This is a genomic window from Chroococcidiopsis sp. [FACHB-1243], assembly GCF_014696895.1.
Taxonomy (GTDB): Bacteria; Cyanobacteriota; Cyanobacteriia; order Cyanobacteriales; family Chroococcidiopsidaceae; genus Chroococcidiopsis.
Genome location: NZ_JACJQX010000021.1, coordinates 21081 through 34825 on the forward strand (window position 1 = coordinate 21081; position 13745 = coordinate 34825).

General features: G+C 45.4%; 12 protein-coding genes. 5 read left to right on the forward strand and 7 right to left on the reverse strand.

The annotated features are described in order from the left end of the window. The 5 genes from nifJ to H6G17_RS16620 form a co-directional block, all read right to left on the reverse strand. Positions 1–3780, reverse strand: a complete 3780-nt coding sequence (gene nifJ, locus H6G17_RS16600; RefSeq protein ID WP_192159008.1) for a pyruvate:ferredoxin (flavodoxin) oxidoreductase — start codon at positions 3778–3780, stop codon at positions 1–3. A 118-nt stretch (positions 3781–3898) separates the two neighbouring features. After that, positions 3899–4129 (reverse strand): HypC/HybG/HupF family hydrogenase formation chaperone, encoded by a 231-nt coding sequence (locus H6G17_RS16605; protein WP_192159009.1) that lies wholly within the window; start codon positions 4127–4129, stop codon positions 3899–3901. Beyond that, the gene (gene hypF, locus H6G17_RS16610) at positions 4120–6546 is read right to left on the reverse strand and encodes a carbamoyltransferase HypF (RefSeq protein ID WP_192159010.1); all 2427 of its coding nucleotides are present in this window, start codon (positions 6544–6546) and stop codon (positions 4120–4122) included. The genes H6G17_RS16605 and hypF overlap by 10 nt, the downstream gene beginning before the upstream one ends. A 6-nt stretch (positions 6547–6552) precedes the next feature. Then, the gene (locus H6G17_RS16615; protein ID WP_192159011.1) at positions 6553–6843 is read right to left on the reverse strand and encodes a hypothetical protein; all 291 of its coding nucleotides are present in this window, start codon (positions 6841–6843) and stop codon (positions 6553–6555) included. 143 nt (positions 6844–6986) lie between these two features. Next, the gene (locus tag H6G17_RS16620) at positions 6987–7208 is read right to left on the reverse strand and encodes a DUF4327 family protein (protein WP_015156335.1); all 222 of its coding nucleotides are present in this window, start codon (positions 7206–7208) and stop codon (positions 6987–6989) included. A 322-nt stretch (positions 7209–7530) separates the two neighbouring features. On the opposite strand from H6G17_RS16620, the gene H6G17_RS16625 reads away from it, so the two are divergent. The 4 genes from H6G17_RS16625 (at position 7531) to H6G17_RS16640 (ending at position 12344) form a co-directional block, all read left to right on the forward strand. Then, positions 7531–8913 carry a GTP-binding protein gene (locus H6G17_RS16625; protein ID WP_192159012.1) on the forward strand — a complete coding sequence of 461 codons (1383 nt, stop codon included), beginning with the start codon at positions 7531–7533 and terminating at the stop codon, positions 8911–8913. 199 nt (positions 8914–9112) lie between these two features. Then, entirely contained in the window at positions 9113–9697 is a 585-nt protein-coding gene (locus tag H6G17_RS16630) for a Uma2 family endonuclease (protein ID WP_192159014.1), read from the forward strand. A gap of 83 nt (positions 9698–9780) precedes the next feature. Continuing rightward, positions 9781–11286, forward strand: a complete 1506-nt coding sequence (gene cysS / locus H6G17_RS16635; protein WP_192159016.1) for a cysteine--tRNA ligase — start codon at positions 9781–9783, stop codon at positions 11284–11286. Beyond that, entirely contained in the window at positions 11271–12344 is a 1074-nt protein-coding gene (locus H6G17_RS16640) for an AI-2E family transporter (RefSeq protein WP_192159018.1), read from the forward strand. Before cysS ends, H6G17_RS16640 begins: the two co-directional genes overlap by 16 nt. A gap of 68 nt (positions 12345–12412) precedes the next feature. Here the strand turns inward: H6G17_RS16640 and H6G17_RS16645 are convergent, their stop codons facing one another. Together H6G17_RS16645 and coaD are read right to left on the reverse strand one after the other, a co-directional pair. Further along, a complete protein-coding gene (locus H6G17_RS16645) occupies positions 12413–13063 on the reverse strand; it encodes a DivIVA domain-containing protein (RefSeq protein ID WP_192159020.1) in 651 nt (216 codons plus the stop codon). Continuing rightward, positions 13036–13524 carry a pantetheine-phosphate adenylyltransferase gene (gene coaD / locus H6G17_RS16650; protein ID WP_192159022.1) on the reverse strand — a complete coding sequence of 163 codons (489 nt, stop codon included), beginning with the start codon at positions 13522–13524 and terminating at the stop codon, positions 13036–13038. The genes H6G17_RS16645 and coaD overlap by 28 nt, the downstream gene beginning before the upstream one ends. Here coaD and H6G17_RS16655 point away from each other — a divergent pair. Continuing rightward, on the forward strand, positions 13514–13708 hold the full coding sequence (locus H6G17_RS16655; protein ID WP_041462581.1) for a hypothetical protein: 195 nt from the start codon (positions 13514–13516) through the stop codon (positions 13706–13708). The genes coaD and H6G17_RS16655 overlap by 11 nt on opposite strands. The last annotated feature ends 37 nt before the right edge of the window (positions 13709–13745 follow it).

Consider the following 13745-nt stretch of genomic DNA (forward strand, 5'->3'; position numbering starts at 1 on the left):
CTAATGAATAGTTTCAGGCGATCGCGCAGCTAGATATTCATACAAGCGCCAACGAGCATTGACATCTTGCTGTGCCTCTGCTAGGAACTGCTTAGCTGCTTCTGGCTTGCTATGAGTCAACATCTTGAAGCGGTTTTCCAGATACATATATTGCTCTACTGGGAGTTTCGGAGCGTGGGAATCAAGTTGGAGCGGGTTTTCTCCCTGCTGAATCCGGTCAGGGTTAAAACGATACAACAGCCAGCGCCCTGAATCTACCGCAGCCTTTTGATTTTGCATCGCTGTTGCCATATTGATGCCGTGGGCGATGCAATGGCTGTAGGCAATAATCAACGATGGACCTTCGTAAGCTTCAGCTTCTAAAAAGGCTCTAAGTGTATGCTCGTCTCTTGCGCCCATTGCTACACTTGCCACGTAGACATTTCCGTAAGTCATGGCAATTAAACCCAAGTCTTTTTTGGGTGCGGGTTTACCACCAGCAGCAAATTTAGCTACTGCTCCCTTGGGGGTAGCTTTAGACATTTGCCCGCCAGTGTTGGAATAAACCTCTGTATCGAGAACGAGGATATTCACATTACGTCCGCTCGCCAGGACATGATCGAGTCCACCAAAGCCAATATCATAAGCCCAACCATCACCGCCAATAATCCAGACGCTCTTTTTCACTAGGTAGTCAGCAAGTGATTTTAGATTTTGGATTTTAGATTGGTAATTAGTAGTCGGTAATTGGTAATTGGTAGTTGCTCCCCCATCCTCCTCAGCTCCCTCAGCTCCCTCAGCTCTTTTCCCTTGCTCTCCTGCTCCTCTGCCCCTCTGCCCCTCTGCTCCCTGACTATTTGATAATTCGTCCAATTTTTGTTTGAGTAATTCAACTCTTTGGCGCTGTTCGGAGATATCTGCTTCATCCTGTTGTTCGGCAGTGAGGATGCTTGTTGCTAGTTCTTCACCTACTGCTGGTGCTAGCAGGCGCAGTAATTCGCTAGCAATTTCTGTGTGTTTGTCGATCGCAACGCGAAAGCCCAAGCCAAATTCGGCATTATCCTCAAATAAGGAATTAGACCAAGCAGGACCCCGCCCCTCGGCGTTGTGCGTCCAAGGTGTAGTAGGTAAGTTACCACCGTAGATCGAAGAACAACCAGTGGCATTAGCAATGACGGCGCGATCGCCAAATAATTGACTAACTAGTTTTAAATAGGGCGTTTCTCCACAACCCGCACAAGCGCCAGAAAATTCAAATAACGGCTCTTGCATTTGCTGCTGATTAATCTTATGCAGTTTCAATTGAGTGCGATCGGGATTGGGAATATTTAAGAAGAAATCCCAATTCTCCCGTTCTTGTTCCCGCAATGGTTGCTGCGGCTGCATATTAATTGCTTTCAGTTTTGGTTGTGACTTGTTTTTGGCGGGGCAAACATCCACGCAGATGCCACAGCCCGTACAGTCTTCCGGTGCAACTTGGATGGTAAATTTTAAACCTTGCCAGTCGTGTTCCCGTGCATTGCTACTCTTAAAGGTGGCTGGAGCAGTTTCTAGTTGCTGCGGTTCGTAAACTTTGCTGCGAATCACGCTGTGGGGACACACCATCACGCACTTACCACACTGGACGCATACATCTGAATCCCAAACTGGAATTTCCTGAGCAATATTGCGTTTTTCCCACTTCGATGTTCCACTAGGATAAGTTCCGTCTGCGGGCATGGCACTTACTGGTAGCTCGTCACCCTCCCGCGCCATCATTTTTCCTAAAACATCTCGGACAAAAGCTGGGGCTGAATTGGGAATTGGTAGTTGGTAGTTGGTAATTGGTAGTTGGCTTTCGCTATTTTCTACTACTAGTGGTTCGTAATTGACTTCATCCAGATGTGCTAGTGTTGCATCAACCGCATTGATATTCATCTGGACAATTTCATCGCCTTTCTTGCCGTAGGTTTTGCGGATAGATTGCTTAATTTGGGTAATAGCTTCATCTTTTGGTAGCACGCCAGAGAGGGCGAAGAAGCAAACTTGCATAACGGTGTTAATTCTTCCACCCATCCCAGCGTTGCGGGCAACTTGGTAGGCATTAATGACATAAAATTTCAGATGTTTTTGAATAATTTGAGCTTGGAGCGATCGCGGTAAATAATTCAAAACTTCATCTGCTGGGTAGGGACTATTGAGCAAGAGAGTACCACCAGGGACGATCTCTTTGAGTAATGGAAATTTCTCGATAAACTCCCACTGATGACAAGCAACAAAGTTAGCCCGATTGACTAAATACGTGGAGCGAATCGGCTGCGTTCCAAATCGTAAATGAGAAACTGTCACAGAACCCGATTTTTTGGAATCGTAGACAAAATAGCCTTGAGCGTAGTTTTCTGTCTGTTCGCCAATAATTTTGATGGAATTTTTATTGGCTCCTACAGTTCCATCCGCACCCAATCCATAAAAGATGGCTTGCACTACATGCTCTGATTTAATCGAAAACTCAGGATCGTACGGCAGACTAGTGTGAGTCACATCATCGTTGATGCCCACGGTAAAGTGATTTTTAGGTCGATCTAGCGTGAGGTTATCGAAAACTGCTTTAACCATCGCTGGGGTAAATTCTTTGGATGATAAGCCGTAGCGTCCACCGACGATCTGGGGAGTCGGGGAAGTGGCTAGTGGCTGGTGACTAGTGGCTAGAATTGCTTCCTTGTCTCCCTTGTCTCCCTTGTCTGCTCCTAGTCTCCTCTGCTCTGCATATTCGCACACAGCGGTAACAACATCCTGATACAACGGCTCACCTGCTGCGCCTGGTTCTTTGGTGCGATCTAAAACTGCGATCGCTTTGATTGTTACAGGTAACGCTTCGACAAATCTTTTGGCATCAAAGGGGCGATAGAGTCGGACTTTGACGACTCCTACTTTTTCGCCACTAGCATTAAGGTAATCTACAGTTTCGTGGACGGCTTCGCAACCAGAACCCATTAACACAATGACTCTCTCTGCTGCTGGATCGCCATGATATTCAAATAATTGGTATTGTCTGCCTGTTAGTTGGGTGAATTCATCCATCACCTTTTGGGTAATGTCTGGGCAAGCTAGATAGTAAGGATTGACAGTCTCTCTAGCTTGAAAGTAAACGTCGGGATTTTGGGCTGTACCCCGAATCACTGGGCGATCGGGAGTTAGGGCGCGATCGCGATGGGCAAAGACTAGCTCGTCAGGGATGAGCGATCGCATGTCATCTTCTGTCAATAGTCCCACTTTGGCAATTTCGTGGGAGGTGCGGAAGCCATCGAAGAAATGCAAGAAAGGAATTCGCGATTCTAATGTTGCTCTTGTGGCGATAAGAGCGAAATCGTGAGCTTCTTGCACTGATGCCGCACATAACAAAGCAAAACCGGTTGTCCGTGCTGCCATCACATCGCTATGATCGCCGAAGATGGAGAGGGCTTGAGCGGCAAGCGATCGCGCTGCTACGTGAAAGACTGTCGGTGTCAGTTCTCCGGCAATTTTGTACATATTCGGCAGCATCAACAATAATCCCTGCGATGCCGTGAAAGTCGTCGTCAGCGAACCTGTCTGTAAAGCACCGTGAAGCGCCCCAGCAACACCTCCCTCGCTCTGCATTTGGACTACGGCAGGAACATTACCCCAAATATTTGCCCTGCCTTCTGCTGTCCAAGCGTCAGCCCATTCAGCCATTGGTGAGGAAGGAGTGATGGGATAAATGGCAATGACTTCATTCAAGCGATAGGCAACTTGAGCAACTGCCTCATTACCATCTAGGGTTGCAAATGTTTTTGTTTTCATCTTTTCAACCTTTGCAAGCTTCTAAAGTATTACCATGTGACTGTTTTGGCTCTACCTTGAAGTTAGAAGGAAAACTTGAGGAACCTGTGAGGAGAATAGAAGGGGAACCAACGATCGCTCAATTTTGCATTTCTTGTAAATAATTCAACGTACGTTCTGCTTCTTGTGGATCGAGAATGCTTAGAGCAAAACCTACATGGACGATTACATAGTCATCTACTTTTGCATCAGGAACATAGGCAAGACTGACTTCTTTAATTACTCCACCAAAGCTAACTTTTCCAGTTCGCATCAATGGTTCTTGTTCGTTATTAATACTGATAATTTTTCCTGGAACTGCTAAACACATGGCTGGTGCTTCCTGTTGCTTAAGTGAAAAGTTGCTGCCACAATTTGTCCTAGCGCGATTCCCCCATCATTCGGTGGAATGTATTGATGCCAATAAGGACGAAAATTTTCTGCTTGCAATCTTTTAATGGCTCTTTCAGTTAAATACTTATTTTGAAAACAACCGCCTGTAAGTATAATTTTCCCTTCACCCACAGATTTTGCTACGGCAACTACGATCTCAACGAGCGTATTGTGAAACTTAGCTGATATTTTTCCGAGTGGTAAACCACATTTTATATCTACTAAAATTCCTCGCACCATCGGTAGCCAGTCAACGATCGCAGGCGATGACGTTGCCAAAATCTCAAAGCTATAGCACTCGTCAGGATCAAATCCGGCGATCGCAAACTCTAGTTCCATTGCTGCTTGTCCTTCAAACTGGTTTTGTTGACGCAATCCTACAATTGAAGCGATCGCATCAAATAGCCGTCCCATACTAGAAGTTACTGGCGTATTGAGATTTCTTTGCAGCATTGTCTGCAAAATTCCCAACTCGCGATCGCAAAAAGCTTGTACTGGTGCTAGGTGCTTCATTTCAAACACCTCGTCTCCAAAAATCTCGTAGAGCAAACCAATTGCGACTCGTCTCGGCTCTTTAATCGCCTTTTCTCCCCCAGGCAGCCGAAAAGTGTGCAGATGGGCGACACGCTCAAATGATGTTTCTGTAACGAGCAAAAATTCTCCGCCCCAAATTGTACCGTCTAGTCCGTAGCCAGTACCGTCCCAAGCAACACCCAAGACGGATTGAGAGTCATGCATTCCAATTAAATTATTTTCAGCCATGCATGAGAGAACGTGAGCGTAGTGGTGTTGTACTGGAATCGCAGGAATCCCAGAATTACGCGCAAATTGAGTAGAGAGGTAATCGGGATGAAGATCGCAGGCGATCGCCACTGGTTTTGTCTGATAAAGTTGTTGAAAATCTGCGATCGCCCGTTCAAAAGCATTCACTGCTGGTACTGTTTCTAAATCTCCGATATGCTGACTGACAAAAACTTGCTCTTTGACACAAAGCGCGATCGTATTTTTGAGATGCGCCCCTACTGCGAGAAGGGAGTCGGTAGGGGCGCACTGCTGTACGCCCCTACTAAGGAGTTGGGAGTCGGGTGTAGTAATTGGTAGTTGCTCCTCTGCTCCTCTGCTCCTCTGCTCCTCTGCTCCCTGCTCCCAGCTCGTCCCTGCTCCCTGAATCGACAAAGGTGCATAGCCACGGGCGCGACGTAAAACCATTTCTCTTCCCATCATCACGCACACGACAGAATCATCTATAGGACGGGCGATTGGTCGGTTATGGACGAGGAAAACTTCAGCAATGCTACTCAGGCGTTGCAGTGCTTCTTTTTCATCAATACAAATAGGTTCATCTGTTAAATTGCCACTGGTAGCAACTATCGGAAAACCCAACTCAGCCATGAGTAGGTGATGTAGAGGAGTGTAAGGCAACATCACGCCTAAATAGGGATTGCCAGGAGCAACTGAGGGGGCGATCGCGCTGTCAACTTCTAACTTCCGTTGCAGCAGTACAATTGGAGCTTGAGGCGATCGCAATAGGCTTGCTTCCAATTCTGAAACTTGACAGTGTACTTGAATCGATTCCAGCGATGGATACATCAGGGCTAGGGGTTTTGCCTCTCGCTGCTTGCAACGGCGCAGTTTTTGCACGGCTGCTTCGTTACGTGCGTCTACTACCAGATGAAACCCGCCCAAACCCTTGATAGCAAAGATCTTTCCTTGACAAATCGATGCAGCAGCTTGAATCAATGCTTGATGATGTAATGCTAGAACATTGCCATCTCGCTCCCATAACTCCAGCTGGGGTCCGCATTCAGGACAGGCATTAGGTTGGGCGTGAAAGCGACGATCTAATGGATTTTCATACTCAGACTGACAATGAATGCACATCTGAAACTTTTTCATTGTCGTATTGGCGCGATCGTAGGGCAAAGCTTTAATAATGCTAAAGCGGGAACCGCAGTTAGTACAGTTGGTGAAGGGATAACCGTAGCGGCGATCGCTTTTGTTGAAAATTTCGCGCAGACAATCCGAGCAAGTGGCAAGGTCGGGTAATATTGTTGCTGATTTCTCACCACCCGTACTGGTGCGAATCTCAAACTGCTGGTAGCCTATGGGAGCGAGAAATTTTGATTCTAGACTTTGAATTATCGAACGAGGCGGCTTTTGTTGCTCGATGCGTAATAAAAAATTCTGTAACTGCGCTTGAGTGCCTTCTACGTCAACCAAAACCCCTTGGGCAGAATTGTTCACCCATCCTACAAGTTCTAATTCTGTTGCCAGTCGGTAGATAAACGGACGGAAGCCTACTCCCTGTACAGCACCGCGAATAGTTACGTGTAAACGTTGTTTTAGGATTGACATCTTGTCTTATAGCAAAACTTCATCGACTCCTCGCCTTGCTGTTGGTTTTACCTCAGAACCAAAACCCAGACGCAACAGAATTTGTGGATAGCTCAATGCGTAGATTAATTTGCTCAGTTGCGATCGCAAAGTTGGCACTTCAATCGGCTGATTTAAAAGAAACTTGAACTGCTCTGTAGGTGTACCATTTTGGGGAAATTCAGCTGCTTCAATCTTCCAGAAATTGGATATTATAGACATGGCGATCGCCTCGCAGTATTCATAAACTTGCTCGATAATCTCGCAGGTTTTCAGCAATAGAAATTATTGCATTTGATTTTATCTATTATTTTTATCTCTAATCCACCTTCAAATTAGCTCAATACCACAACCTATTCACCAATTTTTTTCACAAACATCAAAAGTATTAGTTGTCGTTTGACTTTTAACTTTTGACTTTTTCAGTCTTCTTGCCAATCTTCACGACCTAATAAATCGATGATTCGATCTCTAAGCAAAAAATCATTTTCCTCTAACTCAATTTCTACACAAACCCACTCACGACCTGGAATGTATTTGCACAAAGCATAAATTGGTTGGTGACGGTCAACAAGTCCTTTATCAACGAGTTGACGTGCTTCGTCTTTGATAGCATTGATGTCGTACTTAACTGATGTTTTCATACAAATTACCTTTTACCCAGTAAATAGTTAACTGTTAACCGTTAACCGTCAGCAGTCAACAGCTAGCATCCGAGATGTAATAACCCTTGAAAATTGCTATAGCATCAGGTTGGTTTAAACCATCTCTCGTTTGGTTATTGGTTATAGGTTTAACTTAGCAAGCAAATTTGAGGAAATTGTGAGTAACTCAACGTTCTCCCAGACCGTTTGAGGATTCATGCAGAACCAAACAAACAAAATCTGCCTTGTGTAACCGCTCGATTTGCCATTCCAACTGCGATCGCACTAGAGTAAATCTGTACCCTGCCGCAGTCTCTCAACCTTGACTCAATCTCAAGCCAAGCGAATCGATCTCCAAGAATCTCACCTCAACCGCGCTCGTGCAAGTATCCGCCAAGCGCTATCTTGGTATGGGCATCTGCGTAAACCCAATCCACAACCTGTAAAGCTGGAATTAGCTGGGCTGGTTAAACCAGATTTAGAAGTCCTAACTTCCACGCTGAATAAATTAGAAACGAATGTCATTTGTATCGCTGCTTTTGGATTGGTGAGTCGAGGTAAATCAGCGGTTCTCAATGCCTTAGTCGGGCAGAAAATTTTACCCACAGGTCCCCTACACGGTGTGACTCAATATCCCCGTTCCGTGCGTTGGAATCCAGGTGGAAAAGTACAGATTGAATTAATCGACACGCCAGGATTAGATGAAATTGAAGGTCAAGCTAGGGCGCAAATGGCAAAGGATGTAGCGCGACAAGCTGACTTAATTTTATTTGTCGTCGCTGGCGATATTACCCGTACTGAATATCAAGCACTTTGCGAACTACGGCAAGCACAAAAACCGCTAATTTTAGTCTTCAATAAAATCGATTTATATCCCGAAACAGACAGGGAAGCAATCTATAAAAATCTCCAACAATTAGGGGCAGGTAGTCCGACAGCAAGACGCTTACAGCAACTTTTGTCTAGCGATGAAATTGTCATGGTGGCGGCGGAACCAGCAGCAGAAGAAGTGCGGGTAGAATATCCCGATGGACAAGTTGCTTACGAGTGGGAAACACCACCACCTCAAATTGCAGAGTTACAGCAAAAGATTTTACACGTACTCAATCGCGAAGGGCGATCGCTACTCGCTTTAAATGCTTTACTACAAGTAAAAGATGCAGAAGCGGCGATCGCAGGTAAAACTCTAGATCGTCTTAATGAAGCGGCGGAAGATTTAATTTGGCAATATACCAAATATAAAGCTTTAGCTGTCGGATTCAATCCGATTGCTGTACTTGACGTTTTAGGCGGATTTGTTGCCGATCTCGCCCTAATTCGTGCTTTGGCTAAGTTATATAATTTACCGATGACGGGATTTGAAGCCACAAAGTTGTTGAGGACAATTTTATTCAGTTCTGGTGGGTTATTGTTGAGCGAATTAGGAAGCGGGATGTTATTAGGCTTGGGTAAAAGTGCGACGGCGATCGCCTCTGGAGATAATCCGTTCAATATTACTGCATTTGCAGGGACTGCGATCGCTCAAGGGGGAATTGCTGGTTATGGTACGTATGCTGTGGGAAAAGCCGCTCAAGTGTATTTAGAAAAAGGCTGTAGTTGGGGACAATTTGGTGCGAGTACTGTAATTCAAGAAATTTTATCTCAAGTCGAGCCAAATACAATTTTGTATCGATTGCGGTTGGAATTGGGGCAACATTTGAGTTAAGCAAGTCAAAAGTTAAAAGTTAAAAGTCAAAAATGTATAACAGCCTAATAAATGTAGGCGAACGCAGATAAATGTATCGTAGGGGCGGGTTTTACCCGAAATCTTTGTCGGAGTCAAAAACGATTAACAAATCCGCCCTCAGATCTTGGCGATCGCAATTTAGAATTTTGCAATAGATTATTGTTTCGAGATTGTGTATATGAATACCATCGCCCTAGACTTACATTCAGTAATAGACTTGACCGACGAGCAATTTTTTCAGCTTTGTCAACAAAACCGAGATCTCAAGTTTGAGCGCACTGCAACAGGAAAAATAGTAATTATGCCACCTACAGGATGGGGAACGGGAAACCGTAATGTAGAGCTTTCATTTCAACTACAAGCTTGGAGCCGCTCTAACGATTTAGGCATTGCTTTCGATTCCTCTACAGGTTTTATCCTACCTAATAGAGCTATCCGTTCTCCTGACGCTGCATGGGTAAGACGAGATCGAATTGAAGCAATAAATCCAAATCCAGACAAGTTTTTACCCCTAGCGCCCGATTTTATTGTGGAACTGATGTCGGCTAGCGACATGCTCGAAGATGTACAAGTCAAAATGCGAGAATATATAGAAAATGGGGTGCGCTTAGGTTGGTTGATTGACTCCAAACAGCAATATGTTGAGATTTATCGTCAAGGACGAGAAGTAGAAGCGCTATTATCTCCCACCACCTTATCAGGAGAAGATATACTACCTGGGTTTATTTTAGATCTACAGGGTATTTTGTCGGCAGATCGGTAAACTGGAATATCCAAACGGTTTAACATGAGATTTAGTGACCATCGTGCAAAAAGCGCGATCGCTAAAAACATAGTTGCCCTGTTATGACCCTGACAATCTACAACACTCTCACTCGTCATCAAGAACCATTTGAGACTGTCGAACCAGGCAAAGTCAAAATGTACTACTGTGGCGTAACAGTATACGACTATTGCCATTTGGGTCATGCACGCGCTTGTGTTATCTGGGATGTCGTGCGGCGCTACCTGCAATTTCTAGGGTACGAAGTCACGTACATTCAGAATTTTACTGATATTGACGATAAAATTCTCAACCGCGCCCGTCAAGAAAATTCCTCAATGGAAGCCGTAGCCGAACGCTATATCCAAGCATATTTTGAGGATATGACGCGGCTGAATGTCAAAGAAGCCGATGCCTATCCCCGCGCTACGCATACGATGAATGGCATCCAAAGGCTAATTTTTGAATTAGAACAAAAAGGCTATGCCTATCCCGCAGATGGCGATGTCTACTACGCTGTCAAACAGTTTCCCGAATATGGAAAGTTGTCGGGACGCAAATTAGAAGACATGCAAGCGGGCGCTAGCGGGCGCGTAGACGCAGAAGACCCAGAAGGAAGAAAAAAACAAGAACCATTTGATTTTGCTCTGTGGAAAGCCGCTAAACCAGGGGAACCAGCGTGGGAATCACCTTGGGGTGCAGGTCGCCCTGGGTGGCACATTGAATGTTCGGCAATGGTGCGCGATCGCCTGGGTGATACGATCGACATTCATGCAGGGGGCGCAGATTTAATTTTCCCCCACCACGAAAATGAAATTGCCCAAAGCGAAGCCGTTACGGGCAAAACCCTCTCCCATTACTGGATGCACAACGGGATGGTGAAGGTCAACGGGGAAAAAATGTCTAAATCCCTGGGCAACTTTATCACGATTCGCGAGTTACTCGATCGCCCCACCGATCCGATGGCAGTTAGGTTATTCGTCCTACAAGCACATTACCGCAAACCAATAGATTTTACCGACGAAGCGATCGCGGCGGCTACCAATGGCTGGCATACCCTCAGAGAGGGATTGTTGTTTGGACATCAATATGGCAAACAATTAGAATTCGGAATTCGACGCGGCTTTAATGACGAGGAAACCTCGTCATCCGCCTGCTTGACTTCGGAATTCGGAATTGAAGACAATTTCATCCCTGAAGTCGTACAAAGATTTAAACAGGCAGTCAATGATGATTTCAACTTCCCAAATGGATTGGCTGTGTTGCAACCCTTAGCAAAGGAATTGGCGCGGGAAGGTAATCTATTGGTACACCAAGGCAAGACAGAAACTCCACCGGAGGAATTACAACGCCAGTGGTATACTTTGGTGACTTTAGCTGAGGTTTTAGGATTTACTGCCGCACCAGAAGCCGACACTACGACTAATGACGGTTTAAGCGATCCAGAAATTGAAGCTATGCTGGAACAAAGGCAAGCTGCTAGAAAAGCAAAGAATTTTGCCGAATCAGACCGCATTCGCGACGAACTACAGGCTCGCGGAATCACTGTAATTGATAGTCGTGATGGTACGCGATGGCATCGCAACTAAATCGTCCTTTGTTGTCTGTATCTAACTTGCTGCTCCTCGTTGCCACCGTTTTTGTGGCAATTTTGTTGTGGCAAATCCGAGGCTTATTAGTAACTTTAATGATTGCTGTTGTTTTAGCAGCCGCGATCGCGCCTATTGTCAACATAGCAGAAAGATTGCGGTTTCCTCGTTGGCTGGCAGTCATTGGCGTATATCTCACTTTAGTGGCTGGCTTAACTGGAGTCGGTTTACTTGTCGGTCCTACCCTGATCGCTCAGATTGAAACTTTGGTGAGAATACTGCCGGTTTATATCGACAATCTTGTCGGACTGGTAGAACAATTCGCGCTCAAATTGGGAATCACTGAATCGGAGATCGAGCAGTTTTTTGACCTGCAAGCATTAACGGGGTGGGTAATTCGTTCTGGTCAACAATTATTAGTCAGTTCCTACGACATCACCACCGGAATTTTAGGCGGAATATTTAACTTAATTCTGGCGTTCTTGCTTTCAGGCTATATGGTTGCTGGTAGGGAAAATTTAATTTCAGGTTTAGTCAATTTATTTCCCCAACCGTGGAACGATCGTCTTGCCGAGCAAGTCGAACCAATCGCCCGTCGTATGGGAGGATACATTCAAGGTCGAGTCTTGGTTTCAGCAATTTTATCCGTTGCCATTACAATCGGTTTGGGAATTTTAGGTTTATCAGAATTTGCCCTAGCTTTAGGAGCGATCGCTGGATTTACCAATTTAATTCCTTTCCTCGGACCCATCTTAGGTGTAATTCCGGCTTTAGTTGTCGCTATTTCCCAAGGTGGCTGGACGTTTTTGTGGGTATTGTTGTTGTTTATCGTCGTCCAGAACCTAGAAACCTACGTCCTAGATCCCCTACTTGTTGGTTCCTCCGTCCAAGTCCATCCGCTCTATCAACTACTAGCGGTTTTAGGGGGAACTCAAGTTCTCGGCATTCTAGGAGCCGTGATCGTGCCACCCTGGATTGCCGGAGCATCAGTATTATTAGAAAACCTATATTTACGACCGAAATTATTAGCTGAAGGCAAAGCAATAGGTAAGTCGTAAGTCGTCAGCCGAAATTAACTGCTCGTGCGCTCCCTGCTCCCTGCTCCCTTTCTTCACTGATAACTGATTCAAGCGGATTTCCGCTGCTGTGTTTCATCTGGTTCCAACTGCCGTCGTCCGTTGTAGATGATGCGGAGTGCTTCTGTCAGTTGCTGCTCCAAGCTATTAAGGACAGCATCGGCATAATCATCCGCACCGCGTAGAATATCCTCTGCCTCCATAATTGCCTCTTGCCGCATCCGCTCGATTTGCCGTTCTGCTTCTTGACGCAGGCGATCGATTTGTTGCAGATTTTCTTCTTGCGCTAATAAGCACTCTTGTTGAACTTGCTGCTGGAGTTGCCTAGCTGAGAGGTCAGCTTGTTGTACAATAGTCGTCCGATCGACAATCTGGGCTGCTTGTGTCTGTGCCGTCTGAATAATTTCATCGGCTTCTTGTTCTGCCTGCAAGAGAATGTTTTGTCTTTGCGCGACGATCGCTTGTGCTTGTTGTAACACAGTTGGTAGGAGCGATCGAATCAGATCGATTCGATCTAGCAACTGCTCCTCATCTACTAGTGTTCTGCGCGTCAGAGGAATATGGGGACTAGAAAGAATTATTTCTTCTAGCCGAGCCAATTCCTGCTGAATTTCTCCGCTACCTAGATCGGCAGCATCTGCTAGCGGCGGAAAGCCTCTATTCTCTTCAGGCTCTAGATTGGGTGAGTTTTGGCTTGGCATCGGTAAACATCCCGAGCAATGTGTGGTGGGACTAGATGGTCGATGGAACCGCCAAATTTAGCGATCTCTTTCACCACACTACTACTTAAAAAACTGTACTCATTTGATGTCGCCAAAAAAACAGTTTCAATTTCAGATGATAGCGTTTTATTGATGTGAGCCATCTGTAATTCAGCTTCAAAGTCTGAAATTGCTCGTAAACCACGGATGAGAGCTTTAGCTTGTCGCATTTGGGCGTAATTGACGGTTAGACCATCAAAACTATCAACTTCCAGATTAGGTAAATGACGAGTGGTGAGGCGAATTTGTTCTAGCCGTTCTTGCACGGTGAACATAGGTGTTTTATTCGGATTGCGCAACACGGCAACGACTAAGCGATCGAATAGCTCACAACCGCGTTCGATAATGTCGAGATGTCCCAAGGTAATTGGATCGAAGCTACCAGGATAAATGGCTAGCACTAGTCAACAGCCTCAGAGTTACTGGAAAATTATAAATCAGTTATCAGTTATCAGTTATCAGGGAATAGGGAGCAGGGGAGCAACTACCAATTACCAATTACCAATGACAAACAAAGTACCGCTAAAATTGAATGCAGCAGTGTTCTGGCTGGAATTGGTGGGCGCTCGATCGGGCTTAACCTAAAACCACTTTTGCCATTGGTGCTGTAGAGACGAGAGTG

What these genes read in the sequence shown, in the direction of transcription:
- H6G17_RS16605 (WP_192159009.1), bottom strand. Translation starts at nt 4,129, where the DNA reads ATGTGTTTAGCAGTTCCAGGAAAAATTATCAGTATTAATAACGAACAA.
- H6G17_RS16640 (WP_192159018.1), top strand. Translation starts at nt 11,271, where the DNA reads ATGGCATCGCAACTAAATCGTCCTTTGTTGTCTGTATCTAACTTGCTG.
- H6G17_RS16630 (WP_192159014.1), top strand. Translation starts at nt 9,113, where the DNA reads ATGAATACCATCGCCCTAGACTTACATTCAGTAATAGACTTGACCGAC.
- H6G17_RS16655 (WP_041462581.1), top strand. Translation starts at nt 13,514, where the DNA reads ATGGCTAGCACTAGTCAACAGCCTCAGAGTTACTGGAAAATTATAAAT.
- H6G17_RS16645 (WP_192159020.1), bottom strand. Translation starts at nt 13,063, where the DNA reads ATGCCAAGCCAAAACTCACCCAATCTAGAGCCTGAAGAGAATAGAGGC.
- H6G17_RS16620 (WP_015156335.1), bottom strand. Translation starts at nt 7,208, where the DNA reads ATGAAAACATCAGTTAAGTACGACATCAATGCTATCAAAGACGAAGCA.
- cysS (WP_192159016.1), top strand. Translation starts at nt 9,781, where the DNA reads ATGACCCTGACAATCTACAACACTCTCACTCGTCATCAAGAACCATTT.
- hypF (WP_192159010.1), bottom strand. Translation starts at nt 6,546, where the DNA reads ATGTCAATCCTAAAACAACGTTTACACGTAACTATTCGCGGTGCTGTA.
- nifJ (WP_192159008.1), bottom strand. Translation starts at nt 3,780, where the DNA reads ATGAAAACAAAAACATTTGCAACCCTAGATGGTAATGAGGCAGTTGCT.